At 69.3% G+C, this 25,734-nt stretch carries 23 protein-coding genes and 2 pseudogenes; 13 read left to right on the forward strand and 12 right to left on the reverse strand.

Going from position 1 to position 25,734, the window contains the following annotated elements:
- Positions 1-123 precede the first annotated feature (123 nt).
- Together ACWEV3_RS20145 and ACWEV3_RS20150 are read left to right on the forward strand one after the other, a co-directional pair.
- Positions 124-420: a hypothetical protein gene (locus ACWEV3_RS20145; protein WP_452615352.1), complete on the forward strand. Its 297-nt coding sequence runs from the start codon at positions 124-126 to the stop codon at positions 418-420.
- Between the two features lie 368 nt (positions 421-788).
- The gene (locus ACWEV3_RS20150; protein WP_452615353.1) at positions 789-1,343 is read left to right on the forward strand and encodes a hypothetical protein; all 555 of its coding nucleotides are present in this window, start codon (positions 789-791) and stop codon (positions 1,341-1,343) included.
- A 12-nt stretch (positions 1,344-1,355) separates the two neighbouring features.
- On the opposite strand, the gene ACWEV3_RS20155 is transcribed toward ACWEV3_RS20150, so the two are convergent.
- Positions 1,356-1,598, reverse strand: coding sequence for a hypothetical protein (locus ACWEV3_RS20155; RefSeq protein ID WP_452615354.1), 243 nt, complete (start codon positions 1,596-1,598; stop codon positions 1,356-1,358).
- A 576-nt stretch (positions 1,599-2,174) separates the two neighbouring features.
- On the opposite strand from ACWEV3_RS20155, the gene ACWEV3_RS20160 reads away from it, so the two are divergent.
- Complete coding sequence (locus tag ACWEV3_RS20160) at positions 2,175-3,689, forward strand: sugar transferase (RefSeq protein ID WP_452615355.1); 1,515 nt, start codon at positions 2,175-2,177, stop codon at positions 3,687-3,689.
- 15 nt (positions 3,690-3,704) lie between these two features.
- Here the strand turns inward: ACWEV3_RS20160 and ACWEV3_RS20165 are convergent, their stop codons facing one another.
- Both ACWEV3_RS20165 and ACWEV3_RS20170 read right to left on the reverse strand, forming a co-directional pair.
- Entirely contained in the window at positions 3,705-4,847 is a 1,143-nt protein-coding gene (locus ACWEV3_RS20165) for a glycosyltransferase (RefSeq protein WP_452615356.1), read from the reverse strand.
- Between the two features lie 2 nt (positions 4,848-4,849).
- Positions 4,850-6,151: an O-antigen ligase family protein gene (locus ACWEV3_RS20170; protein ID WP_452615357.1), complete on the reverse strand. Its 1,302-nt coding sequence runs from the start codon at positions 6,149-6,151 to the stop codon at positions 4,850-4,852.
- A 208-nt stretch (positions 6,152-6,359) separates the two neighbouring features.
- On the opposite strand from ACWEV3_RS20170, the gene ACWEV3_RS20175 reads away from it, so the two are divergent.
- Together ACWEV3_RS20175 and ACWEV3_RS20180 are read left to right on the forward strand one after the other, a co-directional pair.
- Entirely contained in the window at positions 6,360-7,538 is a 1,179-nt protein-coding gene (locus tag ACWEV3_RS20175) for a DUF1972 domain-containing protein (RefSeq protein ID WP_452615358.1), read from the forward strand.
- Positions 7,535-9,193 (forward strand): hypothetical protein, encoded by a 1,659-nt coding sequence (locus ACWEV3_RS20180; protein ID WP_452615359.1) that lies wholly within the window; start codon positions 7,535-7,537, stop codon positions 9,191-9,193. Before ACWEV3_RS20175 ends, ACWEV3_RS20180 begins: the two co-directional genes overlap by 4 nt.
- Positions 9,194-9,484: 291 nt before the next feature.
- Here ACWEV3_RS20180 and ACWEV3_RS20185 read toward each other — a convergent pair whose 3' ends face one another.
- From ACWEV3_RS20185 to ACWEV3_RS20195, 3 genes are read right to left on the reverse strand one after another with little or no spacing between them, the layout of a single operon-like run.
- A complete protein-coding gene (locus ACWEV3_RS20185; protein WP_452615360.1) occupies positions 9,485-11,239 on the reverse strand; it encodes a right-handed parallel beta-helix repeat-containing protein in 1,755 nt (584 codons plus the stop codon).
- Positions 11,236-11,688: an adenylyltransferase/cytidyltransferase family protein gene (locus ACWEV3_RS20190; protein ID WP_452615361.1), complete on the reverse strand. Its 453-nt coding sequence runs from the start codon at positions 11,686-11,688 to the stop codon at positions 11,236-11,238. The genes ACWEV3_RS20185 and ACWEV3_RS20190 overlap by 4 nt, the downstream gene beginning before the upstream one ends.
- Positions 11,689-11,690: 2 nt before the next feature.
- Positions 11,691-12,452: a CDP-alcohol phosphatidyltransferase family protein gene (locus ACWEV3_RS20195; RefSeq protein WP_452615362.1), complete on the reverse strand. Its 762-nt coding sequence runs from the start codon at positions 12,450-12,452 to the stop codon at positions 11,691-11,693.
- A gap of 296 nt (positions 12,453-12,748) precedes the next feature.
- On the opposite strand from ACWEV3_RS20195, the gene ACWEV3_RS20200 reads away from it, so the two are divergent.
- Both ACWEV3_RS20200 and ACWEV3_RS20205 read left to right on the forward strand, forming a co-directional pair.
- The gene (locus ACWEV3_RS20200) at positions 12,749-14,251 is read left to right on the forward strand and encodes a cell shape-determining protein (protein ID WP_452615363.1); all 1,503 of its coding nucleotides are present in this window, start codon (positions 12,749-12,751) and stop codon (positions 14,249-14,251) included.
- Positions 14,248-15,486 carry a hypothetical protein gene (locus tag ACWEV3_RS20205; RefSeq protein ID WP_452615364.1) on the forward strand — a complete coding sequence of 413 codons (1,239 nt, stop codon included), beginning with the start codon at positions 14,248-14,250 and terminating at the stop codon, positions 15,484-15,486. The genes ACWEV3_RS20200 and ACWEV3_RS20205 overlap by 4 nt, the downstream gene beginning before the upstream one ends.
- Positions 15,487-15,620: 134 nt before the next feature.
- On the opposite strand, the gene ACWEV3_RS20210 is transcribed toward ACWEV3_RS20205, so the two are convergent.
- The 3 genes and pseudogenes from ACWEV3_RS20210 to ACWEV3_RS20220 all read right to left on the reverse strand — a co-directional run.
- A complete protein-coding gene (locus ACWEV3_RS20210) occupies positions 15,621-16,583 on the reverse strand; it encodes a PDR/VanB family oxidoreductase (protein WP_452615365.1) in 963 nt (320 codons plus the stop codon).
- 13 nt (positions 16,584-16,596) lie between these two features.
- The gene (locus tag ACWEV3_RS20215) at positions 16,597-17,223 is read right to left on the reverse strand and encodes a hypothetical protein (protein WP_452615366.1); all 627 of its coding nucleotides are present in this window, start codon (positions 17,221-17,223) and stop codon (positions 16,597-16,599) included.
- A 130-nt stretch (positions 17,224-17,353) separates the two neighbouring features.
- Positions 17,354-17,520, reverse strand: a pseudogene (locus ACWEV3_RS20220) (IS200/IS605 family transposase); the annotation flags it as partial.
- A gap of 11 nt (positions 17,521-17,531) precedes the next feature.
- Here ACWEV3_RS20220 and ACWEV3_RS20225 point away from each other — a divergent pair.
- A complete protein-coding gene (locus tag ACWEV3_RS20225) occupies positions 17,532-18,746 on the forward strand; it encodes an RNA-guided endonuclease InsQ/TnpB family protein (RefSeq protein ID WP_452615367.1) in 1,215 nt (404 codons plus the stop codon).
- 69 nt (positions 18,747-18,815) lie between these two features.
- On the opposite strand, the pseudogene ACWEV3_RS20230 reads toward ACWEV3_RS20225, so the two are convergent.
- Positions 18,816-19,625 (reverse strand): annotated as a pseudogene (locus ACWEV3_RS20230) (alcohol dehydrogenase catalytic domain-containing protein); the annotation flags it as partial.
- A 6-nt stretch (positions 19,626-19,631) separates the two neighbouring features.
- On the opposite strand from ACWEV3_RS20230, the gene ACWEV3_RS20235 reads away from it, so the two are divergent.
- Positions 19,632-21,056 carry a helix-turn-helix transcriptional regulator gene (locus tag ACWEV3_RS20235; protein ID WP_452615368.1) on the forward strand — a complete coding sequence of 475 codons (1,425 nt, stop codon included), beginning with the start codon at positions 19,632-19,634 and terminating at the stop codon, positions 21,054-21,056.
- Positions 21,057-21,140: 84 nt separating this feature from the next.
- On the opposite strand, the gene ACWEV3_RS20240 is transcribed toward ACWEV3_RS20235, so the two are convergent.
- Entirely contained in the window at positions 21,141-21,524 is a 384-nt protein-coding gene (locus ACWEV3_RS20240) for a winged helix-turn-helix transcriptional regulator (protein ID WP_452615433.1), read from the reverse strand.
- 176 nt (positions 21,525-21,700) lie between these two features.
- On the opposite strand from ACWEV3_RS20240, the gene ACWEV3_RS20245 reads away from it, so the two are divergent.
- On the forward strand, positions 21,701-22,258 hold the full coding sequence (locus ACWEV3_RS20245) for an SRPBCC domain-containing protein (RefSeq protein ID WP_452615369.1): 558 nt from the start codon (positions 21,701-21,703) through the stop codon (positions 22,256-22,258).
- A 41-nt stretch (positions 22,259-22,299) separates the two neighbouring features.
- Positions 22,300-22,713, forward strand: a complete 414-nt coding sequence (locus tag ACWEV3_RS20250; protein WP_452615370.1) for a PPOX class F420-dependent oxidoreductase — start codon at positions 22,300-22,302, stop codon at positions 22,711-22,713.
- A gap of 105 nt (positions 22,714-22,818) precedes the next feature.
- On the opposite strand, the gene ACWEV3_RS20255 is transcribed toward ACWEV3_RS20250, so the two are convergent.
- Entirely contained in the window at positions 22,819-23,448 is a 630-nt protein-coding gene (locus ACWEV3_RS20255; protein ID WP_452615371.1) for a TetR/AcrR family transcriptional regulator, read from the reverse strand.
- 12 nt (positions 23,449-23,460) lie between these two features.
- Here ACWEV3_RS20255 and ACWEV3_RS20260 point away from each other — a divergent pair, with 12 nt between their 5' ends.
- Complete coding sequence (locus tag ACWEV3_RS20260; RefSeq protein ID WP_452615372.1) at positions 23,461-25,023, forward strand: MFS transporter; 1,563 nt, start codon at positions 23,461-23,463, stop codon at positions 25,021-25,023.
- Between the two features lie 21 nt (positions 25,024-25,044).
- Positions 25,045-25,722, forward strand: coding sequence for an SGNH/GDSL hydrolase family protein (locus ACWEV3_RS20265; RefSeq protein WP_452615373.1), 678 nt, complete (start codon positions 25,045-25,047; stop codon positions 25,720-25,722).
- Positions 25,723-25,734 lie beyond the last annotated feature (12 nt).

Below are 25,734 nucleotides of genomic sequence, written 5' to 3' on the forward strand. Positions count from 1 at the left end.
TGCGCATCCGTCAAGCCATGGGGGAGTCGGGGCCGGTGCTGCTGCGTCATCGACATCGGCACCGATCAATCCCAGTCGGCACGACGGTTGGTGCGGCACTCCCGCTTTGCCCGCGAAAGAGAGATGACGGCCGATGAGGACGCGTCGTGCGTCTCGATTCGGCTGGAGCGCAACTGCATGATGGTCAACGGGAGGATTCTGGTGAAGAAGTTCGCAATCGGCGCCGTTCTCGGGCTCAGTGTGCTGGCGGCCACCGCAACGCCCGCGGCAGCGGAAGGTTGGACCTACACGGGGCATTGGTACTACACCGAGGGCCAGTGCGAGCAGGCCTGGGAAGACATGACCGGAGGGGGCCCGAATCTGCCGCACGAGTGCCGGCACAACAACGGCGTGTACGAGTTGTGGACGTACAGCCTGTGACGACCCGGCAGTAGTCGTGCGATTCGGCGAGGCCCTCTTCGGCGACGAACCGAGGGACTCGCCGAATTCCGTTGGGGCAGCGCATTCTTGCAACGCCACCGGCTGGGCTTCCTGTGCCGGGCCGACCAGACGCCACTGTGGACGGTCTGCGCTGATCTCGATGACAGCGCAACTGATCTGCGGATTTCTTCTTGCGGGAACTGGGTTCCGGGACCGCCGTTGGTATCGAGGGGATAACGGTTGGCTGGAACTCTGAACCGCCACCGGGTGGGCCGCATCTGAACAACAGCCGCACCGGCAGCTGGAACCGACTCCTCCGGCGCGCCGGCGGCACGCGGCACCGCACCCCAAGAGGAGAAACACCGATCATGACCTACGCCCCCACCACCGCGCCTGCGCACGCGCCGAAGCGACCGGTGACGCTGCTCATCCTGCAGATCTTCGCCGGACTGTCCGGACTGCTGCCGATCGCCGCCGGGATCCTGAACTTCGCCGGCGGCCGCCAGCTGGCGGAGGACGAGCTGGTCAACAACATCGACCGCCTCGAGCCCGGCCTGTTGGACGACGCGGGCCTCAGCGAGGACGCGTTCGTCGAGCTGATGCGCAGCACCGGCCAGTGGGACGGCTTCGTCGCCGAGTTCCAGGGCGCCATGGCCACCTGGGCGGGCATCGAGATCGGCTTCGGTGTCCTGGTGCTGGTGTGGACGATCTTCGCCCGCACGATCTGGGCCCGGGTGCTGCTCACCGTGTTCTCGGTGCTCGCCTTCATCGTCCACTTCGCCGCCATCGGCACCTCGGCCATGGGATCGGACGCGGTCGGCGGGACGCTCATGGCCGCTTGGCCCTGCTGCCTGCTGGCGCTCGTGTTCTGCTGGCTCCCGCCGATCAACCGCTACGCCAAAGCGGTGAAGCAGGCTCGCTGACCGCGGCCGCCGTCAGCGGAGATGGAGGCCCGTCGCGAAACCGGCGGGCCTCGCCGCCCGACGACCGGTGACCGTCGCGGTGGCGTGGAACAGCAGCACCGTGCCGTCGCGCAGCGCGTTCGCGAACCGAATCAGGTCCGGCGCGGTGGGAGGCGGTGCCAGCGGGGCCGAACCCGGCGCCCACCAGCGGCGCGCCGGCCGCCACGCCGGCGGCCGCCAACCCGCCCCATCCGAGCCGCCGCCGGTCGATGCCACGTGCGGAATCCGGGTCCACGATCATGGTCCTTTCCCGATCGACGAACCGACCCATGCGCCACCCAGGTACGGATGCGCTGTGGTCCATGCCCTCACTGAAGACGCACGACTGTTGCGGCGGTGTATGCGATTTTCGATACGCCCGCGATACACCCGACCGGCCTAACGGCGCGGTCGGTCGTCACCACAGCCCGCTACCGCGGATGAACCGCGGGCCGAGGTTCGTGTCCGGAACCCGTATGGTCCTTTTAGGACATTGGAGTTGTCTCGGCAGAGCACCACATCGACTGTCACGGTGATGGCTGGCGAGGCCGGGTCCTGGTAGGTGGCCACCCGCGCGAGGAGCACCACGCCGATGCCGCCCCGCCAACAGCGCCGCGTGCGAACTGGCCGGCATCGCGGCTACGGAGCGGGCCGTCGATGAGTCCGACGAAGCCGCAGCACGACGCTCTTCCAGTCCGCACGGCCGTTCACCTCTCGTCGGGGAACGTGTAACGGATTCGTGATGGCCCCGATAGCTCTGACGTCCGATCGCCTCCGCCGCGCGGACGTTTCTGCCAACTGGAGAGGGGTCCGATGCAGGAGCCGATGCGCGCACCGATGTCATTGCCGGACGGGGTGGGGTCGGCCGGATTCGTCCGGGCTCCGCGGTTGAACGCGACGGCGCCCCCAGTCCACCCGATCCCCGAACTTCCCGCGATGGTGTGGGAACGGCGATACCGGCTCGCCGTGATCGCCAGCGACGCCATCGCAACTGCGATGACTTCGGCAGCCGGGGCGGTCTGGGTGGCAGTGCTGGACATCGCGGTGCTGCCTCCGCCGGTGCTGGCGTTGCTCACCGCGGTGGCCGTGTTGTGGGCCCTGGGCGGTTCCTGGAACGTCAGGGTCCTGGGGCAAGGGCACGAGGAGTACCGGCGCCTGGGGCGAGGGATCTTCTCCGCCGGCGTCGTCCTGGCGGTCGCGGGGCTTGTGGTACCGCCGTTGGACGTGCGGCCGTGGGTTCTCGGTGTCCTACCCGCGCTTGCGCTTCTGGTGCTCGCGCAGCGGTACGTGCTGCGCCGCTACTTGCACAGCGCCCGCAGCGACGGCAGGTGCCTGCTACCGGTGATCGCGGCGGGCAGTACGCGCACGCTGCGCGACCTCATCGCCCGCACCCGTCAGCAGCCGCATGTCGGATGGCAGATCCAAGCGCTGTGCCTTCGTCCCGAGGCCGGTGAGGGACTGATCTGCGAGGTGGACGGCGTTCCGGTGATCGGTGATGTCGACGAGCTCGCGGAGCACGTCCGGCGCGGCGGGTACCGGGTGGTCGCCATCACCGCCGATTCCTACTGGACGCCACGTCGCCTGCAGGAACTGGCGTGGAAGATCGAGGACACCTCCGCCGAGATGGTCGTCGCCCCGGTGCTGATGGAGATCGCCGGGCCCCGGCTGCACGTGTCGTCGGTGCTGGGGATGCCGATGCTGAAGGTGAGCGAACCCTCCTTCACCGGTGGTCGCCGGGTCGTGAAGGCTCTCGCCGACCGGGTGAGCGCGCTGCTCCTGCTGGGCCTGATCGGGCCGGCGATGCTGGTGATCGCCCTCGCCGTCAAGTTGTCCGACGGTGGACCGGTGATCTACCGGCAGCGCCGGACCGGGCGAGGCGGCACCACGTTCACGATGCTGAAGTTCCGCACGATGGTGGTGGGTGCGGACGCGATGCGAACCGCGTTGCGCCCGGCCAACGATGCCGAAGGGCCGTTGTTCAAACTGCGCCGCGATCCGCGGGTGACCAAGGTCGGTGGACTGCTGCGCCGGTACTCGCTCGACGAGCTGCCGCAGCTGTTCAACGTCCTCGCCGGGCACATGTCGCTGGTCGGTCCGAGGCCGCCGCTGCCGGAGGAGACCGAGACCTACGACTACGAGGTGGGGCGCCGCTTGCTGGTCAAGCCGGGGCTCACCGGGCTCTGGCAGGTCAGTGGCCGCAGCGACCTGTCGTGGGCCGAAAGCGTCCGGCTCGACCTGCGGTACGTGGAGAACTGGTCGCTGGCGATGGACGCCGTGATCCTCTGGAAGACCGTGCGCGCGGTGCTGACCAAGCAGGGCGCGTACTGACGGCCGTTGGCTCCGTCAGCGGCAGCGGGCGATGTCGGTTGCGATCGCGGCGATGTCGTCGCGGTAGCGCTGCGGTGAGAACACCGCCTGGGCGTGCTCGCGAGCCTGCGCCGCGGTGTCGAGAGTTCCTTGCCATTCGGCAAGTGCATCGCTGATCGCTTCGGCGAGCGCGTCGGGGTCGTCGGCAGGCACGACGCGGCCGTAGCGCCCCTGCGCGACGGTCTCGGGCAAGCCCTGCACATCGGTCACGATCACCGGGGTTCCGGCCAGCTGCGCCTCCACAGCGGTGTTGCCGAAAGGCTCGAACCGCGACGGGACCAGCGCGATGTCGGCGTCCCGGTAGGCATCCCACACGTCCGCGCGGAAACCGCGGATGGCGACCACCCCGGCCAGGCCGTGACGCCGCACGAGGTCCTCCAGTTGCCGCTCGTACCACTCGTAGCCGGTGAACGCGGACCCCAGCAATTCGAGGACGACGTCGTGCCCATCGGCGCGCAAGCGGGCGATCGAGCGCACCGCGACGTCGGTGCCCTTGCGCGGTGACAGTCGACCGACCAGCACGATCCGGACCGGATCGGGTCGCTCGCCGCCACGGGCCGCGGCATGCGCCGGCCCGGCAACACCGTTGTAGACCAAGCGGATCCGGCGACGCAGCCAGGGCAGCGGTCGCGTGATCGCGCGAGCCGTGGCCTCGCTGTTCACCACGACCGAGGCAGCGCACAGCAGGGGAGCGGCGAGTGCGGTCCTGACCAGGCGTGGTGCGCTTTCTTCAGCCTCGTGGACGTGGGCGATCACCGATCGCCGGGTCGAGCGGGCGAGCAGGAGCCACAACGGCACGGTCACGGTGTTGACGTACACGACGTCGGGGCGGGTCCGCCGCAGCATGCGCAAAGTCGGTGCCACCGCTCGCAGGCCTTCCAGCAGTAGCCGCAGGAACCCGGCCGGGCGCAACGCCGCCTTCCGCAGCACCGGGGTCGGGCACCGGACCACGTCCGCGCCCCGGTCGCGCAGGCGGTCGGCGAGCGGCCCGCGCTCCGGCAGCGCGACCACCACCCGCCAGCCCGCCTCGGTCAACGCGATGACCGATTCCAGGAATATGCGGTCGGATCCGTACAGCTCGGCACCGGGATGGACCATCAGCGCGGTTCGTCGGGCCAAGGTCACTCCAGCTCTTCGACGGGGATGTGGGACGGCGGCATCGATGCCGAGTTCCGCGTGCTCGCCATGCTCGTCCACGCGGCCAGCAGGAAGAGCCAGACGCAGGCGACGTTGGCCGGAGCGCCGAGCCCTTCGGTGAACATCGAGTTGGCGAGCAAGCCCGCCAACGTCGCGAGGATCAAAATGCGATCCAGTCGCGGCTCGGGCCGGAGGTTCCGCAGCGCGACCGCGGCGGCGAAGGTGCAGCCGAGCAGCACGAGCCACACCACCGCGCCGAGCAGTCCGGCGTCGACGAGCAGGTTCACCAGCCCGTTGTGCCCGCCGCCCAACCCGATCTCGTCGAGGAACAAACCCTGCGAGGCGGTGAGACCGTGGCCGTACAGCGGGCGTTCGAGGAACGCGTCGAACGCGTAAGCCCACAGGTCCGTTCGCGAGTTCAAGGACGCGAGCCGCTCGGCGGACTCACCGCGGACGAAGAAGGCCTCGACCAGCGGCCCCGCGGCGAGCCACGCGGTGATCAGGAAGAGCGCCAACGCCACCGCGATCTCCAGCCGCCGGCGGCCGCGCCATCGCAAACCCGCGATCACCAGGCAACCCACGATCGCCCCGAACGCGGCCCCCCGGGTGTTGCTCCCGATCAACCCGGCGGCGCAGATCGCCAGCAGCACGAGGTAGACGGGCAACGGCCAGTGCGGGCCGGGCCGGGCCAACCGGTGGCCGAAGGCGTACGCCACCAGGATCACCACCGCGAGCGCGAGGAACTGGCCCGCGTCCACCGGATGCAGGTGCAGCCAGGTGAACCTGTCGGGCTGTGACGGAAGCCGGGGGAACGGCACGACCACGCCGAAGACGACCGAGACGCTGACCAGGACCGCGAAAGCGTGGGCGATGCGGTGCAACGCATCCCGGGCGCAATGGCGGGCGATCGAACGGCTCAGCGCCAGCACGACCACGACCTGGCAGGCCCGCACGAGGGCGAGTTCGCGGTACGGCGAGTACAGCGCCGAAAGCACCAGGACCGCCGCGTAGGCATAGGCCGAACAGGTGATCCAGTCGGCACGCCGCACCTGGGACGTGGGGCGGAAGCGCAGGAACAGGAAGCACGCCACGGCCGCGTAGACGGCGATTTCGGCCAGCACGAACAGGTCCGGCGAGCCGGACACCGACTGGTCGTCGGAGCGAACGCGGAACTTGTATTCGCTGGCCACGATCAGTGCGAGCACGCACACGACGGGCCAGCGCTCGGCGTCGAAGGCCCGGCGACGCGCGACGCCGTAGCGGCGTCGAAGGGCATTCCAGCTCACGGCCGGTCCTCGGATCAGGTGGGTTCGGGCGCGAATGCGCCGAAGACGGGTTGCGGAATCGGTGTAACGACTGCCCGCCGTCGACATATTACAAGCTGGGCGCCGAATCGAGTGAGCCGCACGAAAACAGCTGTGCGGCTCCAGGGCCGCCCGTCGTGATCCGATGCCGCCCCTCGACGAAACGGTAGAACGAAACATGCGGATTTCGATGATCGGAACCCGCGGCGTGCCCGCGCGCTACGGCGGCTTCGAGACGTGCGTCGAGGAGGTGGGGAGCCGACTCGTCCAGCGCGGGCACGAAATCACGGTGTACTGCCGCAACCTCGACGCGCACGGCCCCCGCCCCGAGCGCCACCTCGGGATGCGCCTGGTGCATCTTCCCGCACTGCGCCGCAAGACACTGGAAACGCTGAGCCACACGGCCCTTTCGGCGTTGCACGCGGCGGTGCGGCCATCGGAGGTTGCGGTGGTGTTCAACGCCGCCAATGCGCCGCTGCTGCCCCTGCTGGGGATCCGCGGAATTCCCACGATCACCCACGTCGACGGCCTGGAGTGGAAGCGGTCCAAGTGGGGACCTGCGGGATCGGCCTACTACCGCCGGGCCGAAGCGCTCGCCGTCCGCTGGTCCGACGCGCTGATCGCCGACGCCCGGGGAATCCAGGACTACTACCGCGATCGCTTCAACACCGAGACCGACTACATCCCTTACGGGGCACCGGTTCTCAGCGAGGTCGGGACCGACGGCATCACCGGACTCGGGCTCGGCCCCCGCCGCTACCACCTGGTCGTGGCCAGGTTCGAACCGGAGAACCACGTGCACGTGGCAGTCGAGGGCTACCTCCGCAGCAACGCCCGCCACCCGCTGGTCGTGGTGGGATCGGCGCCCTACGCCGACGAATACACCGCGACCATCGCGCGCGCGGCGAAGGGCGATCCCCGCGTGCGGCTGCTCGGCGCGGTGTGGGACCAGCGGCTGCTGGACCAGCTCTACGGCAACGCCTTGACCTACATCCACGGTCATTCCGTCGGCGGCACCAACCCCTCGCTGCTGCGCGCGATGGGCGCCGCCGCCCCGACTTCCGCGTTCGACGTGCGGTTCAACCGCGAAGTCCTCGGCTCGTTCGGCCGCTACTTCCGCGATCCCGGCGATCTCGCGGCGTTGTGCGACGCGGCGGAAGCCGACCCATCGGGCACCTTGCTGCGCGGGCGAGAGCAGGTGGCCTCGCTCGACCGCTACACGTGGGACGGGGTAGCGCAGAAGTACGAAGAACTGGCCGCCCGGGTCCTGCTCGTGGGCAGGCGCAGACCCGCGCCGCGCGGGCTGCCCGGCGCGCGGGCTGCCGTCACAGCGGCCGTGTCCATGCCGGAAACCAAGGAGGTCCGATGAATCGCGCGCGGAAGCTGTCGTGCGTCGCCGCAGTGGCCGTCGCCGCGTTGTCGGCATCGGTGGTGCCGGGGCCGGCGGCGGTCGCCGCGGAGTTGCCGCAGCCGGTCACCGCCGGGGCGCTGCCGACGCCGCAGACCGACGGTGTCGTCTTCGCGGTAGCCATCGCGGGCAACACCGCCGTCGCCGGCGGGAGGTTCAGCAAGGCGCGCCCGGCCGGCGTGGCGCCGGGGGGACCGGGTGAGGTCACCCGCAACAACCTGCTGGCCTTCGACGTGACCACCGGCGAACTCCTGCCGTGGGCACCGGTGGTCAGCGGCAGCGTCTTCTCCGGCGCGGACCCGGGACCGTTCTGCAAGCCCGCCGACGCCGGGCGTTGGATCTGCGACACCGTGTTCCGGATCGAGGTTTCGCCGGACGGCAAGAAGGTCTACGTCGGCGGCGACTTCGACAAGATCGACGGTCAGTGGCGCTCGCGCGTGGCCGCCTTCGACGCCGCGACCGGCGTGCTGGATCCGGATTTCAAGCCCCGCGTGGCCGGCCGGGTCCGTGGCCTGTCGATCACCGCCGACACCGTCTACCTCGGCGGCGGCTTCAACGCCGTCGACGGCGTGCCGCGCACCCGGCTCGCCGCGGTGTCCACCGGCAATGGTGCGCTGCTGCCCTGGGCGCCGACCGCGGACCGGGAGGTCTTCGCGGTCCTGGCCGCCCCGGCCCAGGGGCGCACGGTGATCGGGGGAGCCTTCGACAACATCAACGGCACCTACCGGCACGGACTCACCGCGGTCGACGCGGCCAGCGGTGCCCTCGTGCCGTGGGAATGGGTCACGCCCTCGCCCGATGACACGATCACGGACCTGGCCACCGATGGCACGGGAACGGTCTACCTCGGCTCCTACAACTGGCGCGGTGGCGATCCCCGGCTGGAGGGCAGAGGCGCCATCGACATCGCCACCGGCAAGCCGCGCTGGTTGGACGGCTGCTACGGCGACACCCAAAGCGTCGCGGTGGCAGGGGGTGTGCTCTACAGCGCCTCGCACACCCACAACTGCGCGGCCATCAACGCCGTCCCCGAGAACGGACCGATCGACTACCACCGGCTGCTCGCCGAAACGACGACCGCCACCCGGACGGCCCAGCGCAACGTCAACCACGTGCGCTTCGGCGACCCGGTTCCGGAATTGCTGCCGTGGCTGCCCAACACCAACGGCGGCCCCGCCGGCAGCCCGTGGTTGAACGGCCCGTGGGCGGTGGACGCCGACGGCCGTTACGTGGTGGTCGGCGGCGAGTTCACGATGGTCAACGGCAGCGCCCAGCAGTCGCTGACCCGGTTCGCCGCCCGGGGCGTGCCCGGCGCCGTCAACAACGGGCCGCAGGTGCCCTTCCCCGCCCCGGGGCTCAACCGGCGCCTGTTCGGCGGAATCTCCATCAGCTGGACGGGAACTTGGGACGCGCAGAACCGGGAGATCCGCTACGAGGTGATGCGCGCCGGAACCGCGAACCCGATCTACACCACCACCAGCAGCGCCTGGCCGTGGTCGGTGACGACGATGAACTTCACCGACGACCAAGCGCCCCAGGGCAGGGTCGAGTACTGGATCAGGGCGGTCGACGCCGACGGCGCGGTGCTCAGCACCCCGCGCAGCAGCATCGGCTGATCCAGCGGGGATTGATTCCGAACTCGTTTTGGGTGGCGGTGCGGGTAGCGGAACCTGAGCGGCCTTCTCGGCTGTGGGAGCCCCTCCTTATGTATGTCCAATACGCGGCGGAGGGGCTGTCCTCGCGAGAAGACCGCTCAGAACCCGCGGCGGTGCACGCTGCGAGGGTGGGTTAAGCGCTGCGCGCTTGCGGCAGCTCACCTCGTCGTCGCGTGGAGTACCGCGGCTGCGGCCCAATTAGGAATCAAGCATCCAGGGGACGCGGGGACGTCGGTGCAGGCGTCCCCGCGCTCACCCGCGTGGGCCGGTGAGCACGCCGATGTCGGGGTGGTCGCGCGGTGGAACACCGACGATCCGGGCGACATCGCGCGGCAGGGCCTGACCGGCGCGGACACCCGGCGCGGACGGGCGGAGCGAGTAATCGCCCCGGTCCGGATCGCGGAACGGGGCGGGCGGCGGTGCCACCGCCAGGCTGTGCAGGTCGAGTCCCGTCCGTTCCCGCAGCTGAGCCAGCGTGTGGATCGAGACGACCCCACCCGAGCCGAGCGACCACGTGCCCAGCGGTGCCGAGCCCGCCGCCCGCAGGAAGGCGTTGCCATCGCTGGCGGAGAGGAACGGCGACGCCGGTTTGGGGTGCGGTTTGTAGTCGGCGGACTCGATGAACGGCTCGGTGTCGTGCTGCCTGATCAGGAGGTTGTTCACCAGCTCGGTGCCGGACGTGATCCAGGACAGGCCCAGTTCCGCGCTGTAGGGGTCCGAACTCGCAGACCGCTTGTCGTTGTACAGCCCGAGCTCGATCGCGTTGTCGGCGAAGGTGTTGTGCACGAGCCGGACGTGGTCGGAACTGGAGACCTTGATGCCGCGCCCGCCGTTGGAAACCACGACGTTCGACGCGATCAGCGCCCTCGCCGAAACCTCGTAGTACAGGCCGTTGACGGCGTTGCCCCGCGCGATGTTGCGGACCACCACGGCGTCGGTGCACCCCAGGTCGCACCACCAGCCGGTGCCGATGTTGTCCGCGAACGTGTTGTCGGACACCCACGCCCGCTTCGTGCGCGTCACCTTCGCGCCCGCCGCACCGATGGCCTCGCCGGTCAAGGCGAAGTGCTCGTTGTTGTTGCGCGCGAAGGTGTTGGCGGTCAACCGGAGCCCGTCGGCCCGGTTGGCCATCAAGCCGACCAGACCGTTGTCGAGGAACTGGTTGCCGGTCACGTTCGCATCGGGTTGGAAGACCGCTGCGCCGCTGGAGGCGGAGGCGGCGAAGGTGTTGTTCTCCAGCACCACCGATGGCGCGTTCACCACGACCATCGCGCCGCGCCGACCGTACTTCTGGTTCGAGCCGTAGTGCGCGATCCCGATCCCGCGCAGTGAACTGCCCGCGGCTCCCGCGCCGTCGAACTGCAGCAGCCAGTCGGACTCGGTCGCCTCGACGAACCGCCCGGCCGGGTCCTCGCCGATCACCAATTCCTCGCGCGCGACGTCGACGTAGAACGTGCCGTCGGTGACCGAGCTCCGCTCGCCCACCTGCCGAAGTGGCCTGCCGTCGACGAAAACCATGTCCGGAAGCCCGGCCAGCGGATGCGCCGGGTCGATGATCTCAGGCAGGAAGCAGGTCCGGCACAGCGGTGCGTTCCAGCCCGCGTGCCGCCACACATCGCCGTCGCGGGACCACTGCGCGACCACCCGGCTGCCCTTGAGCCAGGCGCGCTCACGCGGATACGGCTGGATGGACAACTTCTTGCCGATGATGCCGACCGTCTCCCGGTACGTCCCTTCTCGCAGGACGATCGTGGCGCCGGGCTGCGCTCGGCGCACCGCCTCGCCGAGACTGCGCAGCGGTCGCGCTTCGTCGCCCTGCGCGGAGTCTTTCCCGTTGGTGGCGACGAAGAGCGCGCCAGCGGGCACCGGGTAATCCGTCGTGGTGATCGTCGCTTCGACGTGATGCGCTGCGGTTCTGTCGTCGGTGTTCGCGGTGCAGGCCGCCAGCAGCGCGGTCACGATGGCGATCGCGGGCACGAGCCGGTTGCTCCGACGCGGTCGGCTCATGTCGGCCCGGGCTCCAGCTCGCCGAGCATGCTGGGCGAGGGGAGCGAGATCCGTTGCCGCAGCAGGGTGCTGGACGTGTGGGTGGTGTAGCTGAAGTAGCGGATCCGCGCCCCGACGGCGGACAGCTTGCGCTCCAACGCGTCGGCGCGTGCCGTGCCGCGCCAGTCGCTGCCCTTGAACAGCACGTCGAACCGGAGGTGTTCCCACATGCGGAACTTGTCCTCGTGCTGGTCGGCGATGGCCTCGGCGACGCACCGGATGTTGCGCACGATCTCCAACCGCTCCTCGAAGGGGATGACCGGCTTGCGGCCCTTCACCTTCAGCAGGACGTCGTCGGTCACCACACCCGCCACCAGGTGGTCGCATTCCCCGCTGGCCCGCCGCAGGATGTTGAGGTGTCCTATGTGGAACATGTCGAAGGCGCCGGGCGCGTACCCGATGGTGGGCATCGTCACCGCACCCGTTCCGCGGCAGCGCCGTCGAGGCGCGCCATGTCGCCGAACCACTTCGGCAGCGCCGCGGCGAGGAAGACGGTGTTGAGCAGGAAGAGCGCGCCGTAGACCGCGGCGAAGGCCACCGGGGATCCCAGCAGCAGGAAAGCCAGGCACAACACCCCGTAGTCGGTCGGCAGGACCAGCAACGACCGCAGGACCGAAGGCGGCGTACCGGCGGGCGCCGGTGCGCCGGAATGACGGCCGCGGCGCAACTGGTCGTTGAGGATCATCGCGAAGAACATGACGGTCTCGACGGCGGCGTAGCCGAGCGGAACCAGCAGGAAACCGCTGGGGAGGCCGAAGAACCGGAACGCGCAGACGAGCACGGCCAGGTGCAGGGTGGCGATCTTCGCGCTGTCGATCACGTGGTCCAGCCACTCGCCCGCGATGCTGCTGGTGCCCCGCAACCGGGCGAGTTGCCCATCGGCCGAGTCCAGCGCGTACCCGACGACCAGCGCCAGGCCCACCGCGATGCCCAGCGGCCACGACGGCGCGGCGGTGGCGACGGCGGTGATGCCGGCGAAGGTGAACAGCGCGCTGACGGCGGTGACCTGGTTCGGAGTTGCCTTGAGCAGGTAGGCGGCCGCCGCGAGGTAGCCACCCGCTCTGCGGTTGACGAACCGCGAGTAGGCCGGCGCCCCCTTGGCCGACTTCTGCGCGGACGGCAACCGGCGCAACGCCGCCGCGAAGCCGGATTTCGGCATGTCGGTGGTGGTCATCGAAGCCTTTCGTTCCTGCGCAACACGCGCGGAAATCACTGGGTGGGCCAACGGGCGGCGCCGCCGGGAGGGGGAACTTGACAGGCGATCACCATCGTCTGAATACTGAAAAATATCGGTAGTTCTCCTCCCGGGTGGCCAGACCGGTTGATTTGCCTCATCAACCGCGATCTTCCTAGCGGTTTCCGATCACTGCGCTCACGCGGTATTCGCCGCAGGGGCCCGGTGCGTTACCGATGAGCGCCGGACTGCCCGGAGGAATCCCCCTTTTGGCACAGAGAGCGGAATGACGGTCGATGGACGACGCCCACCCGGCACCGACGATCTTCGGTTCGTTGTGGCGGTATCGCTGGATCTCGTTGGGGATCGTGGCAGCAGCGGTGCTGATGAGCCTGTTGGTCCCGCTGGTGGCGGGCGACGGCCGCAGCGCCCACGCGCGCATCGTGCTCAAGGCACCCGACCAGACCGGCGTGCTCGGGATCGAGATGGCCAGCGAGTCGAGCTTCCTCCGATACGTGAAGCAGCGGGCCTTGTTCGTCACCTCCGACGAAGTGCTCGACGACGCGCGTGCCCGGCTCGGCGGCGACGAGACCGTGCTGCAGCTGCGCGCCGCCATCACCGCGGACGCCTCGTCGAGCGGTGAGTCCATCGAGATCAACGTCGACGGGCCGGGATTCGAGCGTTCCGTGCTGATCGCCAACGCCGTCATCGCCGCCTACCAGGACCGGTCCAGGGCAGAGGTGGTCGCCACCACGGACAAGGCGTTGGAGACGCTGAACGCGCAACGCGCGGCGATCGTGGCCGATGCCGGCACGGTCCCGCCGGGCAGCCCCGTCGGCTCGGCCGCCGGCCCGACGCTCAGCGATCTGGACAAGCAGATCACCCGGATCCGGGTGGTGGCGGCCCAGTTCGCCGACGGGGTGTCGTTCGTGGATGTCGCGTCGCCGGACGGCACGAGCCCTTGGCGCGGGGTCCTGCGCGATTTCGCCATCGGCACGGCTGTCGGCCTGATGCTCGCGGCCGCGCTGGCCTGGTTCCGCGCCGATCGCGATCACCGGGTGCGAGATGCCGACGAGCTCACCCGCGTCGTCGACGAACCGGTGCTCGGCGAGATCGAGACGCTGCCCGCCCAGGCCATCCTGGCGCTGCGCAGACCGGGCGTCCCGCCGCTGCGCTCCTACCAGCTGGTGGCCTCAGGTCTGCGGTCGACGGTGGGCAGGGGAGTCGTACTCGTCACTGGCCCGTCCGGAGGCGAGGGAGCGACGACGACCACGCTGCAGATCGCCGGCGCCGCCGCCCGGGACGGCCTGCAGGTGCTGGTGGTCGACGCCGCGTTCCGCTCCCGCGACCTGTCGCAGATGCTGGGGCTGGCCGACTGGCCCGGGCTGACGTCGATCGCCACCGGCACCGCGTCGCTGGCCCAGTCGGCGCACCCGGTGCACCTGGGCAACGGGGTCGGGTTCAGCGTGGTGCCCGCGGGGCACGGACAGCCCTACTCCAGGGAGCAGCTGCGTTCCGGACTGCTGCAGCAGGTGATCGCGGAGATGCGGTCGCGCTACGACCTGGTGCTGGTGGACCTGCCCCCGCTGATCTCCCAGCCGGAGACGACGTCGCTGATCAGCGCGTCCGACGGGGTCGTGGTGACGGTGCGGCGAGACGGTGATCTCGGTTCGCTGCGCAGGTTGCGCGAGCAGCTGCAGCTGTTCGGCGGGACGATCACCGGGTACGTGCTGACGTTCGCCGGGGCGGCCCCGGCCTGGCGCGCCGGCGAATCTCCCGCCCCGCAACCATCCCGATGACCACGACCGGCGCGCGAGCGCCGAAACGGCGCCTCGTCGCGAAGGTCGCCGCCCCGGTGTTGTCGCAGGGAATCACCGCGGGCACGAGCCTGGTGCTCCAAGTGCTGGCCGCCCGCACGCTGGGGCTCGCCGAGTTCGGATCCTTCGTGCTGCTGCTGGCGTTGCTGGTGACGGCGATCGCGCTGTACACGGGCTGGGTGGGTGACTCGCTAGCGGTCCTCGACCGCCACGAACCCCGCACCCGGGCCGGCATCGTCACCAGCGCGCTCGCGGGCTGGGTGCTGTGCTTCGCCGCCGCAGTCGGCACGGCCCTGCTGCTGCGCGACGGCGAGCCGGCTACCGCACTGGCCTTCGGGACGATGGTAGTGCTGCGACTGGCCGCGGAAGCGGTGCGGCGGTTGCTCATGGCCAGATTGCAGTTCTGGCACCTCGTGGGGAACGACATCGTGCACGTCACCGGGACGCTGCTCGCGCTCGCACCAGCCGCGATGGCCGGAGTCTCGCTGCCGGCGCTGTTCCTGTCGATGGCCGTCGGTGCGGCGGCAGCGGTGTTCGTGGGCGTTGTGCAGCTGCCCGCAGCGGAATTGCGGCAGCTGCGGGCCGGAACCGCCGGTCTGCCCGCGGTGATGTCGTTCGCGGCCTGGAGATCCTTGCAGGCCGCGTTGCGTCCGGCCGCGCTCCTCGGTTCACGCGCCCTGGTCGCGCTGCTGGTGTCCACGGCCGCGGTGGGAATGCTCGAAGCCGGTCGCCTCGTCGTCGCACCGCTGCAGGTCGTGATCAACGGTGCGGGCAGTTTCCTGCTGTCGAACTTCGTCGCCAAGATGAGGCGGGACGCCGTCGCCGCACAGCGGCTCGTCCACCGCGCGACGTGGCTGCTGATCACCGGCACCGGAGTCGGCGGCGTCGCGCTGACGTTGCTCGCCAACCCCCTGGGCATCTTGCTGACCGGTCAGGCCGTGGACCCCCTGCTGGTGCTCGGGTGGGTCGCGTACTTGATGATCTGGGCAGCGGGACTGCCCCATGTCACCGAGCTGGTCGCCCGGCAAATGTCGCGCCACGTCTTCCTCGTCCGGCTTGCGGATTCGGCGCTGGGCCTCGTGCTGGTCGCGATCGCAACGGTCCGGTCGGGCTCGGTGATCGCCGTCCCGTGGCTCATGGCATGCGCAGGAATCTACTCGGCATGGCACGTGCGACGCCTGGCGATCCGCTCACGACGCGAGGCACGAACCGCCTGACCGGACTGGAGCGCGGGACGACCCGGGGCCGGGGGCAAGAGTTCGAAGCCGGTGCGCGTGGAAGGAGAAGTGACCGGATGAAGGCGGCGTTCAGCGCCGTACCTGCTGTGGCGCTGAACGCCGCACGGGAGAGGTCAGAGGTCGAGCACCAGCACGCGGCCCCGTGACCGGGACACGCACGGCAGCATGATCTCGCCGCTTTCCCGCTCCTCGTCGGTCAGCACGTCGTCGCGATGGTCCGGCTCGCCCGAGACCACCCCGACGGCGCAGGTGCCGCAGATCCCCGCCCGGCACGAGTTGTCGAGTTCGACGCCCGAGGCCTCGAGAACGTCGAGCAACGGCTCGTGCTCGGGGACCGCCAGCCGTAGGCCACTGCGCTTGAGCACCACCTCGAACGACCCGGAATCCGCGTCGAGCGGAGGAACCTCCGCCGAGAAGCGCTCCCGGTGCAGCGACCCCGCGGGCCACGCCCCGCAGGCCCGTTCCACAGCTGACAGCATGGGCCCGGGGCCGCAGCAGTAGACCACCGTTCCGTCCGCAGGCACCGCCAGGTGGCGGTCGAGATCGGGAAGGCCGAACTCGTCCTGCGGCACGATGATCAGCTGGCCTCCCGGAAGGGCGGTCAGCTCGTCGAGGAACGCCATCGAGGATCGCGTCCGCCCGCCGTAGAGCAAGGTCCACGGCCGGCCGAGCGCGGCCACCTCCGTCGCCATGGCGAGGATCGGGGTGATCCCGATTCCGCCGGCGACGAAGAAGTACCTCTCGGCGTCGGCGAGCGGGAACCGGTTGCGCGGCCCGCGGACCCGGAGCCGGTCGCCCTCGCGGACGTGGCCGTGGACCCGGGCGGATCCACCGCGCCCGCGTGGTTCCCGGAGGACGGCGATCCGCCACCGGTCGGCGGTCCGCGGATCGCCGCACAGCGAATACTGCCGGATCAGCCCCGGGCCGAGATCCACCTCGATGTGCGCTCCCGGCTCCCAGGCCGGAAGGTGCTGCCCGTCGGGGTCGCGCAGGGTCAGCGCGACCACGTCATCGGCGCGGCTGTCCGTGGCCTCGACCACGACGGTGCGCCAGACGTCGATTTCCTGAGCGATCATCTCCGGCGGCCGATCAGGTGTCGCGGCCGGCCGCGACGGACTCGGGGCTGAACGTGCGCCAGGCGATGTCGCGCATGCCGCGCATGGCCCGCAGGATCTCATCGCGGTCCTCGTCGGTGTGCACGTAGGTCGCCATCATCTGCAGGCCCAGGCCGACGTGGAACTTCTCGTCCTTCTCGATCTGCTTGTAGATCCGGGTGACCTCGTCGAGGCCGTGCCGTTCCGCGCCGCGGAAGGTCGGTTCGAAGCTTCCCGACGCCGACGTCTCCGACAGGTTCCACGCCGCGACCGCGGACAGCGGGTGGCGGTCGAGGCATTCCCAGAGGAACCGGCTCCACGGCTCGGCTTCGGCGGGAACGGTCGTGGGCACCTCGCCGCCGAGGGACTCGATCGCCTTGCCGACCATGTCGTAGTGCTCGGCCTCCTGGAAGGACTGCTTGGCCAGCAACGTGATGTGCCGCCGCTCGAACTGCATCCCGTAACGCCGGATCTCCTCGTTGAGGAGATGGACGTAGTCGATCTCGCGCCAGCAGCGGGGGATCAGCCACGAGGCCAGCCGGGCCGGGTCCGGGTCCTCGTCGTAGCTGGCGAAGAAGGCTTCGGTCGCCTGGGCCGTGGCCACCTGGACCGAGTCGAGCAACTCGTCGAGTTCGGCCCTGATCGGATCCGCAGGTTCACAGGAAGAACGTAGCGCGGATGCCCCGTCCTTTAGGGCGGGGAGGAAGCGCGTCAACTCCTGCTCGGGGTGACCCATTAGACGATGGTTCGGATTGCCGTTCGATGTACTGGCGCACCACGGAGATCGGCGCACCTCCAACCGATCCCGCAAAGTACGCCCCCGACCAGAGGCGAGCACCTTGCCGGTATGCGAACCGTGGGGTCTTCGAACTCCTTGTGCAGCAGCCGAGACGAGACGCCCCTTGAGGCTGTTGACCAGACCAACACTCTATGGTGATCTTCGTGGGAGCGGGTGGCGAGGTGGCGGGTTCAGGGCACGCAAGGTACACCTATCGTCTCCGTCTTTCCCGCACTGCGTTGCGATCTCTGCTTGGTGAGTGGGATCGGTGCCGGTGGGTGTGGAACCAGTGCGTGGCCACCTCCCGGCAGGCGCACCGTGACGGCGAGAAGTGCGGGCCCGCGCACCTGGACAAGCTCCTGACGGGGTGGCGTGGCGAACACGAGTGGCTTCGTGCGGGTGCGTCGGTGCCGCAGCAGCAGATCATCCGGGACTTCGCGAAATCCCGGGCCAAAGCGCTCAAGGACATCGAGGCACGGTTGCCGGTGCGGCGACGCGCCGGGATGCCCCACTTCAAGAAGAAGAGCGTGGCGCGGCCGAGCTTGAACTACACGCTGCGCGGATTCCGGTTCAAGGACGGTCGTTTGCGCCTCGCGGGCGGGATCGTGGCCACCGTGGTGTGGTCTCGTGAACTTCCCGCTGACCCGTCGTCGGCGCGGGTGTACCAAGACGCTCTGGGGCACTGGTATGTGTCGTTCGTGGTCGCTACCGAGGTGCAGCCGCTGCCCGGAACGGGCAAGGTGATCGGGATTGATTGGGGTGTGGCAGAGTCCGCTACCACCACCAGCGATGACCATGACCTACCCCACGCCGAGCACGGCAAGAAAGCAGCTGCGAAGCTGGCGCGTTATCAGCGGATGATGGCCCGACGCAGGCCACCCAAGGGAAAACGGTCGTCCAAGGGCTACCGCCAGGCTCGCAAGCAGGCCGCGAAGGCCCACGCCAAGATAGCCCGGCAACGCCAGGACACGGCCCGCGTCTGGGCCAAGCGGGTCGTGACCGATCACGATGCGATCGCGGTCGAGGACTTCCGGCCGAAGTTCCTGGCCAGGACCACGATGGCTCGCAAGGCCGCCGATGCCGCGATCTCGGTGACGAAGAACGAACTTGTGATGATGGGGCGCAAGCACGGCCGAACGGTTGTGCTGGTGGACCCGAAGAACACGACGAAGGACTGCGCGGTGTGCGGGGCGAGAGCCAAGCACGCACTCCCGTTGTCAGAACGTACCTATGCCTGTACTGCGTGCGGAACGGTCTCCCCGAGAGACAAGAACTCCGCGCACGTGATGCTGGTCCGGGCTGGGCTGTACCCGGCTGGCGCTGAGAGCAGAAGACCTGACCAGGCGAAGCCTGGTCAGGCAGCTTGAGCCAGGAATCCCCTGCATGCCCTGAAGGGAACGGGACCAAGAATCCCCTTTCCTTCAGGGAGGGGAGCAGTCAAGTGCGTAGAAGGCCTGCTTCCAGGTCTCGGGACGGCCCACCGCGTCGATCACGACGTCGGCGCCGAACCCGCCGGTCAGTTCCGCGATCGCTTCGACCGGGTCGATGCCGGAGGCGTTGATCACGTGCGTGGCGCCCAGTTCGCGGGCCCAGTCGAGCTTCCTCTCGTCCCGGTCGACCGCGATGATCGTGCCCGCGCCGGCCAAGCGGGCGCCGGCGATGGCGGCGTCGCCGACACCGCCGCAGCCGATGACCGCGACCGAATCGCCACGGCCGACCATGCCGGTGTTGACCGCCGCGCCCAGTCCGGCCATGACCCCGCAGCCGAGCAGCCCTGCGACGGCCGGATCGGCGGCGGGATCGACCTTGGTGCATTGCCCGGCGTGCACGAGCGTCTTGTCGGCGAACGCGCCGATCCCGAGCGCCGGGGTGAGCTCGGTGCCGTCGGTCAGCGTCATCGGCTGTTCGGCGTTGCAGGTGTCGAAGCAGTACTGCGGTCGCCCGCGTTTGCAGGCGCGGCACTGGCCGCAGACCGCCCGCCAGTTCAGGATCACGAAGTCACCCGGCTGCACGGATTCGACACCTTCACCGACCATCTCGACGGTGCCCGCGGCCTCGTGCCCGAGCAGGAAGGGGAACTCGTCGTTGATCCCGCCCTCGCGGTAGGTCAGGTCCGTGTGGCACACGCCGCACGCCGCGATGTCGACCACGACCTCGCCGGGACCGGGATCGGGGATCACGATGTCGGTCAGCTCGACCGGGGCCTGCTTCGAACGGGCGATCACCCCGCGCACCTGCTGTGGCATGTGGGCTTGCTTCCTTGTCTGTCGGCGGAAAAGCATGCGCTTCGGCGCATACCGTTCGCGACCCTAACCGCGCCGCGCCGCTGGACGACCTGGTCGAAAGGCGGGCAAAACCTCGACTTCCGGCTAGCCGACCCGCAGCCTAGACTCGCTGGAATGGTCGATCCGAAGTCCCCGCGCCCGGACCGGCTGCGCGGTTTGCGAGAGGTCGTCGACGGCCCGCTGCACGGGATCGCCGGCCGGTTCTCCCGTTTCCTGTCCGCCCGGTGGCCGCACAGCGCCCTCGTCATCTTCACCCGGGAATGCACGGGCCGTCCACGCAAGGTCGCGGGGGACGCCGAGATGATCAACCGCGTCACCATCGACGAACTCGACCAGCTCAAAGCCCGGGTCGACCCCGGCGCCCCTGTCGCCGCGAACGCCATGATCGGCGGCGTGACACGCGCGGTGTGGGTGGTGCTGGATCCGGTCGGCACGCTGCTCGTGCTGGTGCCCCGCACGCCACGGAAGCGATTGCCGGAAGCCGAGGAGCTGGTGGGGTTCTTCGGCATCGTCGCGACCTCGATCAGGCAGCAGGTAGCTCAGGCCAGCCCGGACTACCTCGCCGAATCACGGGCCGCCTCGAGCGAGCGGGCGCGCACGATCACGGAGATGGTCGCCGCGCACGAAAGCGCGTTGCTGTCCATTCTGAACACCCTGCGCTCCTCCGGGCTCGATGACCGGCGTGCCCGGCTCACCGCGACCGAGACGGCCTCGGCGGCGCTGGTCGTCTTGCGGTCCGCGCAGGAATCGGATCTGTCGTTGTCGGAAGAACCCGCATCGGCCGCGTTCAGCAAGCTGCGCAAGAACATCCGGCAGCTGCTGAAGCACCACGAGGTGTGCCTGGAGTTCATCGCGCCCGGCAAGACTGCGCGATCGTTGCCGGGGGAAGTCGCCTATGCGGCGCGCGCGATGACGAGGACGATCGTGTTGGCCTTCGCCGCGCAGCCCAGGTTGGCCCGGCTGCGCATCGCGTGGAGTTGCGACGGTGGCTCGCTGCTGATCGACGTGCGTGATCAGGAAGCCGGAGAGCTGGGCGTGAGCACGTTGTCGCGAGAGCTGGAAGGCCGGGCGCGGACGCTGGGCGCCGCTGTCGACTTGGACGCCGTCCCGGGCTGGGGCAGCCGGGTCAGCATCGCTGTCCCGCTCGACTCGCCCGCCACGCGCTCCGGTGAGCCGCGACTGGCCAGCCTCAACGCCAGGGAGCACGAAGTCCTGCGCCTGCTCGCCGAGGGCAAGCGCAACAAAGCCATCGCCGACGAGCTCGGCGTCGCGGAAAGCACCGTCAAATTCCACGTCACCGGTGTGCTCCGCAAACTCGACGTCGGCTCGCGGGGCGAGGCGGCCGCGCTGGCCCGCAACGCCGAACTCACCCCGCCGGCACCGGCGCGGTGACCGAGATTCCGCGTGGCCTCCGCCTCGATCACACTGCGCCGAATCGCAATGGTGGATGTCTCTTGTGGACGGAGCTGGGTCGCCCTACGATGCCGCGGGTTCGGTCCCCCCGAACACCTCGCGGTTGCGGGCGATCTCGACCTGGTGTTCCTGAACCCAGCGCACCACGTGCGCGACCGTGTCGCTGAGCGATCGCCCCAGCGGGGTCAGCGCGTACTCGACGCGAGGCGGTACCTCGGCGTAGGCCGTTCGCGTGATCAGACCGTCGCGGGTCAGCGCACGGAGCGTCTGGCTCAGCATCCGCTGCGACACCCCGGCGATCCGCTCGTGCAAGGCGGTGAAGCGCAGCGGTCCGTCCGCGAGCGTCGTGACGACCAGGACGGTCCACTTGTCCCCGACGCGGGCGAGCACGTCGCGCACGAGCTCGATCGTCGCCGTGCACTCCGGGCTGACCCCGGCGGCCGCCAGCTGGGAACGCAGTGCGGAATCCAAGAGCCTGTTCCCCCCGAGTGCGTAGCTGACTTGAAAGTGCGTAAGCGCGAGACCTTGATCGCAGCGGCCGCGCCCCGTTACATACAGATCGTAACCAACGGGCGCTGCGCCCCGAACCGCTGCAAAACCACGTGAGGGAAAACATGGCCACCATGGGAGCCACTGCGCCGGAATCGGCCGCCGATGAGCACGTCGGCAGCTCGGTCCCGGGGGTGCGGCACGAGACCTTCACGGTCGGATTCCACCTGGCCGCGCCCCCGAGCGCGGTATTCGAGGCGTTCGCCGACACTCCGGTCCGGCACCGCTGGTTCAAGCTGCCGGGCCGTCACGTGTCGTACCACCACGACTTCGCGGTGAACGGCGGAGAAACGGCGTCCAGCGTCTTCACCGTCCCAGGCGCACACCCGGAACGGCTCGCGTACGAATCCCGGTACCTCGACATCACGCCGGACTCGCGGATCGTCTACGCGTACACGTCTCGCGTGGACGACGTCCCGCGATGGACCTCGCTGGTGACCGTCGAACTGCACCCGGAAGCCAACGGCACCCGCCTGCGGTGGACCGAGCAGGCAGCCTTCCTGACCCCTTCCGCGGAGCCGGACCACGACTTCCCCCACCTGCGCGGCGCCACCCGCCTGCGGTTGACCGGACTTGAGGTGGCCTTGACGACCGCGGGCCGCGAAGACGCCCGTCCGCAAGCGAACGGCTGAACCGTCGGACGCACCCACCGCCAAAGGATTGATCGACGTCAATGTCAAGCTCGCATGCTCGCCGCGCGGTCTTCACGCAGGCAGAACTCGAATACCTGACCGGACAGCACCTCGGTCGCCTGGCCACGGCCTCTCCGTCCGGCCAAGTCCAGAACAACCCAGTGGGTTTCTTCGTGGATGCCACCTCGGGCACGATCACCATCGGCGGGCACGCACTGGGAGCGTCCAAGAAGTTCAGGAACGTCCAGCAGGGCAGCACCGTGTCGTTCGTCGTCGACGACCTGGCCTCGGTGGACCCATGGGTGGTGCGCGGCATCGAGATCCGAGGCTCGGCCGTGGCCCTGACCGACCACGAGCCGCCGGTGCCGTACTTCTCGCGGGAGATCATCAGGATCACTCCCGCCAAGATCATCTCCTGGGGGATCGACGGGCCACGGTCGAGCCGCGAGGTGTGAAGGCTTGATCCGCAAAGCCGGCAGGCGCATCCAGGCCGGTCGCTGACGGCGATTCTGAAACGCGGGCGTCGGCGGGTGCGGGCTCGAACCGGTGGGGACCGCAGATCAGGCGGCGGCATCCAGCAGGCGGTCGACCACCTGCCGCGCCATGGTCACGCTGTCTTCGTCGCCGAGGCGCAGGGCCAGGTTGACGGCATTCAGCACGGCACTGACCTGGAAGGCGGCCGTCTCGGGATCGACATCGGCGATCTCGCCGGCGGCCAAGGCTCGCCGGAACTGCGTCGCGAGAATCGTGACCCAGGCACGCTGTTGCCGCAGCAGCGCATCCCGGACCTGCCCGGGCCGGCTGTCGAATATCGGCAGGTTCGCGCCCCAGAAGCAACCGCCGGGAAACAGCGGCTGCGCGGCGTAGTCGATCCATCCGTCGACGAGGGCGTGGATGCGCGCGACGCCCGCAGGGGAGGCCTGGGCGGGCCGGACGACCGCGTCGACGAATGCCTCCTGCGCCGCCTCCACGGTCGCGAGCTGCAGTCTCTCCTTGGTTCGGAACAGGGTCTGGATGCCGGCCTTGCTGATGCCGAGATCCTCGGCCAGACGTCCGAAGCTGAGTCCCTCGAGTCCGTCCAGCGAGGCGATGTCGACCGCGCGGCGGGTCACGGCACGCCGCGACCGCGCGCCGCGCAGCAACCGCTGATCGGTGCTTTCGTCGGCCGACTTGTGCCCAGAGGTGACCATACAGTCGATCGTATGCCGCTGGTCCGGTGCGCGAAAGGGTTGCAATCTAAATACGGTCGACCGTATTCTTTGATCGGTCGGCACCGCATTGGTGGAGATCGGCGCGCGTTGCCGAGCCCGGTGCCGACGAGAAGGGGATGCCTGATGGATGGCGTAGCAGCCAAGCGGACCGTGACCGCGGACAAGACGACGACGCTGCGGTCGGGCCGGGATCATTCGACGGCGATCGTGTGGATCCTGTGCTCGGCCGCGTTCATGGCGATGCTCGACGTGTTCGTCGTGAACGTCGCGTTCACGAAGATCGGTGAGTCCTATCCTGGTTCCTCGCTGGCGGATGTGAGTTGGGTCCTCAATGGATATGCGATCGTCTATGCGGCACTGCTGATTCCGGCGGGGCGCTTCTCGGACCGGTACGGGCGCAAGGCCGGATTCCTGGTCGGCCTCGGCATTTTCACGCTGGCGAGCCTGGCCTGCGCGGTGGCTCCGTCGCTGTGGGCGCTGGTGGCGTTCCGGGTCCTGCAGGCCATCGGCGCCGCTGCCCTGACCCCGGCCAGCCTGGGGTTGCTCGTCACCGTGCTGCCGCCGGCGCGGGTTCCTGGCGCGGTGAAGATCTGGGCGACAACGAGTTCCTTCGCGGCGGCCTTCGGTCCGGTGGTCGGCGGGGCACTGGTCGAGGCTTCCTGGCGCTGGGTGTTCTTGATCAATCTGCCGGTGGGCGTGGTGACCGGGGTCGCGGCCATGCGCCTGGTGCCGAATCTGCGTCAGCGGATAGCGGCCCGGGTGCCCGACCTGCTCGGGGTGGCGCTGCTGATCGTGGCGATCGGGGCGCTGTCGCTGGGCCTGGTGCAGAGCAGCGAATGGTCGTGGGCGAGCGCCGCGACATTCGGCGTAATGGCCGTCGCGGTGGTCGGCGTGGTCCTGTTCGTGGCGCGGATGATGCGGAATCCGGATCCGGTGGTGTCGCCCGCCCTGTTCCGGGTGCCGACGTTCGTGTGGGCCAACGCCACCGTGTTGGCGTTCTGCGCCGCGTTCGGGGCGTGGTTCCTCAGCATCGCCATGTGGCTGGAGAACGTGGCCCGCTTCAGCACCATCGAAACCGGGCTCGCCATCGTCCCGGGACCGATCATGGTGCCGATCTTCGCCGCCATCAGCCAGCGACTGATCAAGCGGATGCCGGTGGGTGTCGTTGTGGCCCTGGGGAATCTGCTGTTCGCCGGCGGCGTGGTGCTCGTGCTGACCACCGCTTCCACGCCCGTGCAGTACGCCGCCGAGGTGCTGCCGGGCTGGGTGATCTCCGGCGTCGGCATCGGCCTCGCCCTGCCCAGCATGATCGCCTCCGCCGTCGTCGATCTGCCGCCGGACCAGTCCGCCACCGGCAGTGCCGTGGTGAACACCGCCCGCCAGCTCGGCTATGTGCTGGGCGTCGCCGTTCTGATCGCCATCCTCGGATCGCTCGATGCCGCCGCCGACCGGATGCTGACCGCGTTCCAGCACGGCTGGTTGTTCATCGCCATCGTTGCCGCCGGCAGCGCGGCAACGGCATTCGGCATCACGCCCCGCTCTCGTCAGTCGTAATCGCAACCGAAGCAGGTGAACATGCTGATGCCGGCGATGACCGAACGCTCCGATCCGCTCTGCTTGTCCGAGGTAACCGCCGCGGCATTGCTGTTCGATGCTCCGTGGAGACGATTCGGCGTGGTCGGCGACAGCTTGTCGGCCGGCATCGGCGACCCCACGCCCGGGTACGCGAACAAGGGCTGGGCCGATCGGGTCGCGGACGTGTTGCAGCGGGTGTGCCCGGATGTGCAGTACCTCAACACCTCGGAGGTCGGGGCGACCACGGCCCGGACCGTGGCCCACCAACTCGACCGCGTGGTCGAGTTCGGCCCGGACCTCCTGCACCTGCCGTGCGGCCCGAACGATGTTCTGCGGCGCAATCCCGATTTCGACGAGATCGAAAGGACGATGCGGCGCATGTACGACATCGCGGCCCGCACCCGCGCCCTGCTGACGACATTCACGCTGGGGAGGGCGTATGTCGTGCCGGCATTTCCGGACTGGCACGAACGAATCCGGGCCATGAACGACATCACGCGCCGCCTCGCTGCCGAATACGAGGCCGTCGTCGTCGACATGTGGAACCACCCGGTCAACGACAGGGACGACCTTCTCAGCGAGGATGGGATCCACTTCTCGACATCGGGCCAAGCGGTGATGGCGACCGAGGTCGTCCAGCAGTTGGCGTACACGCTCTCGAACCGGACGAGCGAATAGCGCGGGTACCCG

The organism is Saccharopolyspora sp. NPDC003752 (genome assembly GCF_053605825.1).

Excerpts from the sequence above, each read along its gene's own strand:
- ACWEV3_RS20255 (WP_452615371.1), bottom strand. The coding sequence starts at position 23,448 with ATGGTCACCTCTGGGCACAAGTCGGCCGACGAAAGCACCGATCAGCGG.
- ACWEV3_RS20250 (WP_452615370.1), top strand. The coding sequence starts at position 22,300 with ATGTCAAGCTCGCATGCTCGCCGCGCGGTCTTCACGCAGGCAGAACTC.
- ACWEV3_RS20260 (WP_452615372.1), top strand. The coding sequence starts at position 23,461 with ATGCCGCTGGTCCGGTGCGCGAAAGGGTTGCAATCTAAATACGGTCGA.
- ACWEV3_RS20225 (WP_452615367.1), top strand. The coding sequence starts at position 17,532 with ATGGTGATCTTCGTGGGAGCGGGTGGCGAGGTGGCGGGTTCAGGGCAC.
- ACWEV3_RS20245 (WP_452615369.1), top strand. The coding sequence starts at position 21,701 with ATGGGAGCCACTGCGCCGGAATCGGCCGCCGATGAGCACGTCGGCAGC.
- ACWEV3_RS20175 (WP_452615358.1), top strand. The coding sequence starts at position 6,360 with ATGATCGGAACCCGCGGCGTGCCCGCGCGCTACGGCGGCTTCGAGACG.
- ACWEV3_RS20265 (WP_452615373.1), top strand. The coding sequence starts at position 25,045 with ATGCTGATGCCGGCGATGACCGAACGCTCCGATCCGCTCTGCTTGTCC.
- ACWEV3_RS20200 (WP_452615363.1), top strand. The coding sequence starts at position 12,749 with ATGGACGACGCCCACCCGGCACCGACGATCTTCGGTTCGTTGTGGCGG.
- ACWEV3_RS20205 (WP_452615364.1), top strand. The coding sequence starts at position 14,248 with ATGACCACGACCGGCGCGCGAGCGCCGAAACGGCGCCTCGTCGCGAAG.
- ACWEV3_RS20180 (WP_452615359.1), top strand. The coding sequence starts at position 7,535 with ATGAATCGCGCGCGGAAGCTGTCGTGCGTCGCCGCAGTGGCCGTCGCC.
- ACWEV3_RS20195 (WP_452615362.1), bottom strand. The coding sequence starts at position 12,452 with ATGACCACCACCGACATGCCGAAATCCGGCTTCGCGGCGGCGTTGCGC.
- ACWEV3_RS20210 (WP_452615365.1), bottom strand. The coding sequence starts at position 16,583 with ATGATCGCTCAGGAAATCGACGTCTGGCGCACCGTCGTGGTCGAGGCC.
- ACWEV3_RS20145 (WP_452615352.1), top strand. The coding sequence starts at position 124 with ATGACGGCCGATGAGGACGCGTCGTGCGTCTCGATTCGGCTGGAGCGC.
- ACWEV3_RS20185 (WP_452615360.1), bottom strand. The coding sequence starts at position 11,239 with ATGAGCCGACCGCGTCGGAGCAACCGGCTCGTGCCCGCGATCGCCATC.
- ACWEV3_RS20190 (WP_452615361.1), bottom strand. The coding sequence starts at position 11,688 with ATGCCCACCATCGGGTACGCGCCCGGCGCCTTCGACATGTTCCACATA.
- ACWEV3_RS20160 (WP_452615355.1), top strand. The coding sequence starts at position 2,175 with ATGCAGGAGCCGATGCGCGCACCGATGTCATTGCCGGACGGGGTGGGG.
- ACWEV3_RS20150 (WP_452615353.1), top strand. The coding sequence starts at position 789 with ATGACCTACGCCCCCACCACCGCGCCTGCGCACGCGCCGAAGCGACCG.